The sequence below is a fragment of the uncultured Sunxiuqinia sp. genome, from assembly GCF_963974515.1.
Lineage (GTDB): Bacteria > Bacteroidota > Bacteroidia > Bacteroidales > Prolixibacteraceae > Sunxiuqinia.
Window position 1 is genome coordinate 1 of the sequence record NZ_CAXBDD010000181.1, and the last position, 3,916, is coordinate 3,916.

The 3,916-nt window shown below is 49.3% G+C and carries 3 protein-coding genes; all 3 read right to left on the bottom strand.

The features are described 5' to 3' along the window. Positions 1-824, bottom strand: an 824-nt coding sequence (locus tag AAC033_RS18560) for an endo-1,4-beta-xylanase (RefSeq protein WP_339740950.1), incomplete at its 3' end; no start/stop codon positions are given. A gap of 63 nt (positions 825-887) precedes the next feature. Then, positions 888-2,363, bottom strand: coding sequence for an MFS transporter (locus tag AAC033_RS18565; RefSeq protein ID WP_339740952.1), 1,476 nt, complete (start codon positions 2,361-2,363; stop codon positions 888-890). Positions 2,364-2,386: 23 nt separating this feature from the next. Continuing rightward, positions 2,387-3,916, bottom strand: a 1,530-nt coding sequence (locus AAC033_RS18570; protein ID WP_339740954.1) for a sialate O-acetylesterase, incomplete at its 5' end; no start/stop codon positions are given.

Here is a 3,916-nt window from a genome sequence, read left to right on the forward strand (position 1 = left end):
TTAGGCAAAATCGACATATCCAATTCCGTCACCATGACTTTCATGCCTTCGTTGGCATAGGCCACAATGGCTGCTTCGTAATCTTCCAACGATGGGCTGTCCATGCCCACGTGCCCTTGCATGCCGATTCCGTCAATGCGGATTCCGTCGGCCTTCAAGCTGCGAATCATTTTCACAATCGCGTCCCTTTTTCCGGGATACCACTCGTTGTAGTCGTTGTAATACAATTCCGCATCCGGATCGGCTTCGTGGGCAAACTGAAAGGCCAGCTTAATAAAATCTTCGCCTACGATTTGATAAAACTTACTATTCCGAAAACTGCCGTCTTCCATAATGGCCTCGTTCACCACATCCCAGCCTTTGATCTTCCCTTTGTAGCGGCCAGCCACGGTATAAATGTGATTTTTCATGCGTTCAATCATCACCTCGCGCGACACATCGTTGCCTTCACCATCGGTAAAGAACCAACGAGGTGCCTGTGAATGCCAGATCAGACAGTGCCCGGTGATAAATAGGTTGTTTTGTACGCCAAAATCCACAAACTGATCAGCCAGCGAAAAATCAAACTCGCCCTCGATGGGCTGAATCTCCGCACTTTTCATGCAATTTTCAGCCACAATGGCATTGAATTGCTCTTTTACAACTTTAATTCCGGCAGAATCTCTGCCGGTAATTTGATTGGCATTCAAAGCTGTTCCGATGTAAAATTTATCGGCAAAAGCATCTTTCAATACCGGCTCTTGTTTTGCACCTTCCTTGGCGCTGCACCCTACGAACAAAAACGCAGAGAACACGAATAACACGATTAATTCTATTTTCTTCATCATAATCTATTTAGGTAAAAAATGTTCTTTCAATTTATATTTCAATTTCTTTTTGCTATCAGACTATTGCAGGTTTTCAGTACGCCGGAACATCAATGCTTCCTGAATCTCGACTTCCTTTTTCTTGTTGATTTCGTAGAAGAACAGGCAGGCTACGGCGATGAAAAACGTCAGCGTCGGATAAACGCTCAGCGAAAGTTTGATGCCGTTGATGGTCTCCGGGGACTGAATCGCCAGCTGTTCGCTGTACCCGTAAAATGCCAGGATTCCGGCTACCAATGCGCCACCAACACTAAGCCCCGCTTTTAGCCCAAATATCATGGCTGAAAAGATAATGGCTGTTGCCCGCCGGTTGTTTCTCCATTCCGAATAGTCGGCCACATCAGCAATCATGGCCCAAAGCAGCGGAGTCCCGATTCCATAGAAAAACCCATGTGCCAATTGGGTACCAAAAACCAGTGCAATAGCAGTCGGCGCATAAAAGTAAAACACCAACAAACACAGCGCCGAAAGAAACAGGCTCACGCCAAAGACATCGCGTTTACCAAAGCGATCGGCCAGTGTTTTGGACACCGTAATCCCCACAATCATCATGATAATTCCACCGGCATTAAACAAGCTGAATCCGGATGTGGGGGCATCTTCGGGCCAGGTAAATCCGTGCAAACCCATGCTAACTAAAACACCATTCAAGCCATCGATAAACCCATTGAAACCGATGTTTTCCAGAAAATCGGCCAAATGTTGCTCACTCAGGTAATTTTCGAAATAATACACATACATGCCGCCTTTAAGCGCGAGTGTGATAAAAATGAAAATCGTGATGATCAGCATGGCTATCCACGGTTTGTTTTTAAACAAATCGCCCAGGTCTTCCCTGATACTCGATTGCTGTCCTGAGGTTGGGATGACGCGTTCTTTGGTGGTCAGGAAGGTGATGATAAAAAAGACCACCCCGGTGACCGCAAACAAGGTCATGGTGTTTTCAAACCCTTTAATTTTGTCGCCATCGCCCAAAATAAGAACCAAGGGCAACAGCAGTCCCTGAACAATAAACTGGGCAACCATAACAGCCACAAAACGATAGCTCGATATACTGTTCCGCTCGGCCATGTCACCGGTTAAAACACCACTCAGCGAGGCATAAGGCAGGTTGTTGGCCGAATATACAATCACTAGCAAAACATAGGTAATCAAGGCGTAAGCCACTTTCCCGCCCGGACTAAAATCGGGCGTACTAAAAGCCAGAATGGCAATCACGCCAAAAGGAACCGCGGTCCACAAAATCCAGGGGCGGAATTTCCCCCAGCGCGTGGTGGTGCGGTCGGCAATAATTCCCATGACCGGGTTGAAGAAAGCACCGAGCATCCCTCCTGCAAAGATAATGGCCGAAGCCGTTGCCGGCGGAATCCGGTACACATCGGTGTAAAAGAAGGCCAAAAAGGTCATCAACGTTTGAAAAATCAGGTTAGCGGCCAGGTCACCCAAGCTATAACCGATTTTTTCAATAACAGAAACTTTCTGAGAAGTTGTATTCATTTGAGTCGTTATTAATTGGTTTTTTAATCTTCAGTTGTAAATGGAGAGGCGGGCAGGCCTTCCTTATTTTTCAGATTGGCTTCGGCCGGATTGTCATCCCAGGCATAACGCACCGCGGTTGGATGGCTGACGTTTGGACTCCAAACCTTCACCGTGTTTTTTGAAAGCACCACGGCATTGGCCCATACAAAGCGGCCATCATCCCCGGCTACCTGGAAACCTTTCAGGAAGCTGTTGGCAAACAAGCCCGAACCAACCGACGAAAACCTGAGAACGATACTGCCATCCTTCGCCTTCATCGACTCGTAAAGCGGTCCGGCACTCACCACCTCATCATCACCATAAGCCACCCGTTGCGCTTCCAAAGCCAGCCTTCGTCCAACATCCTTCTTGTTTAGGGGATGAATGTCATTCCACTCTCCCAGGTCGAATGCGACAGCCATACCGGTATTTGGCAACTCCAGTGCCCGGCGTTGCGCATCGCGCAGGGTGGCCCAGCCACTTTCAACCGGCTGTTTGTTTGGGATTCCAAGATTGGCCAGTTGCACAAACAAGAAAGGCAGCTCGGGCCGTTCAAATTGCGTACGCCAGTCGGTGATCAAATCCTTGAAAAGCTGCCGATATTCCATGCCCCGTCCGGCATTGGTTTCACCCTGGTACCAAATCACTCCTTTCAGGCGGTAGCCGAGGGCCGGATGGATCAGACTGTTGTATAAACCTCCCGGCTTAAATCCGCCGCCACCCTGTCCGCGAGGCGGATTCAGCACCGCGCCGATATGATAGTTCCAGTCGCCGGTCAAATCAATCGTTTGCGAACCAATGCGTACTTCGTAGGGCTTTTCTTCCACAAAGCCGCCACGTCCGCCCTGGCTGAACACGCGAACCATCAGCTTATTTTTTCCGGGCTTCAATACGCCTTCGGGTATCGTATAAATTCGAGGAGGATATTGGTAGGAAATGGTGCCCACAAAAGTACCGTTCACAAAAGCCGAGTCGCTGTCGATAATGCGTCCGAGGCGAAGAATAGCTTCTTTTGCGGCCAGGGAATCGGCGACTTCAAATTCCTTATAAAACCAAATGGATCCGTTGCGCAATTCCACTCCCTTATCCGACCAGTAGCCCGGCAACGAAATACTTGGCCAGTCGGCAACATCCACATCGGACTTCGACCAACGACCAACACCCGGATCATTTTTATTGACTTCCAGTCCCCAGTTAAAAGGAGGGGTTTCTCCTTCTTCGGCGATTCGTTTGGCACGAATGGAGTCCATCCGGGCCTGGTTGGCCAGCCAGTTGTCCAGGTACTGGGTCACTGGTTCCCCGCTCAGCCAGGCTTCGGCCGGAGATCCGCCAATGGCCGTACTGATGATGCCAATGGGCACCTGGTATTTTTGGAACAGCTCATTGGCAAAGAAATACGCCACGGCCGAAAAATCCATGATATTCTCCTGTGTGGCCGGCAACCAAGAGCCATCAGGATAATCGGCCTGCGCTGTGTCAGGTTCCTTGCGGGTGGCGGAACGGAACAGCCGGATATTGGGCTTGTTGATTTG

Excerpts from the sequence above, each read along its gene's own strand:
- AAC033_RS18565 (WP_339740952.1), bottom strand. The coding sequence starts at position 2,363 with ATGAATACAACTTCTCAGAAAGTTTCTGTTATTGAAAAAATCGGTTAT.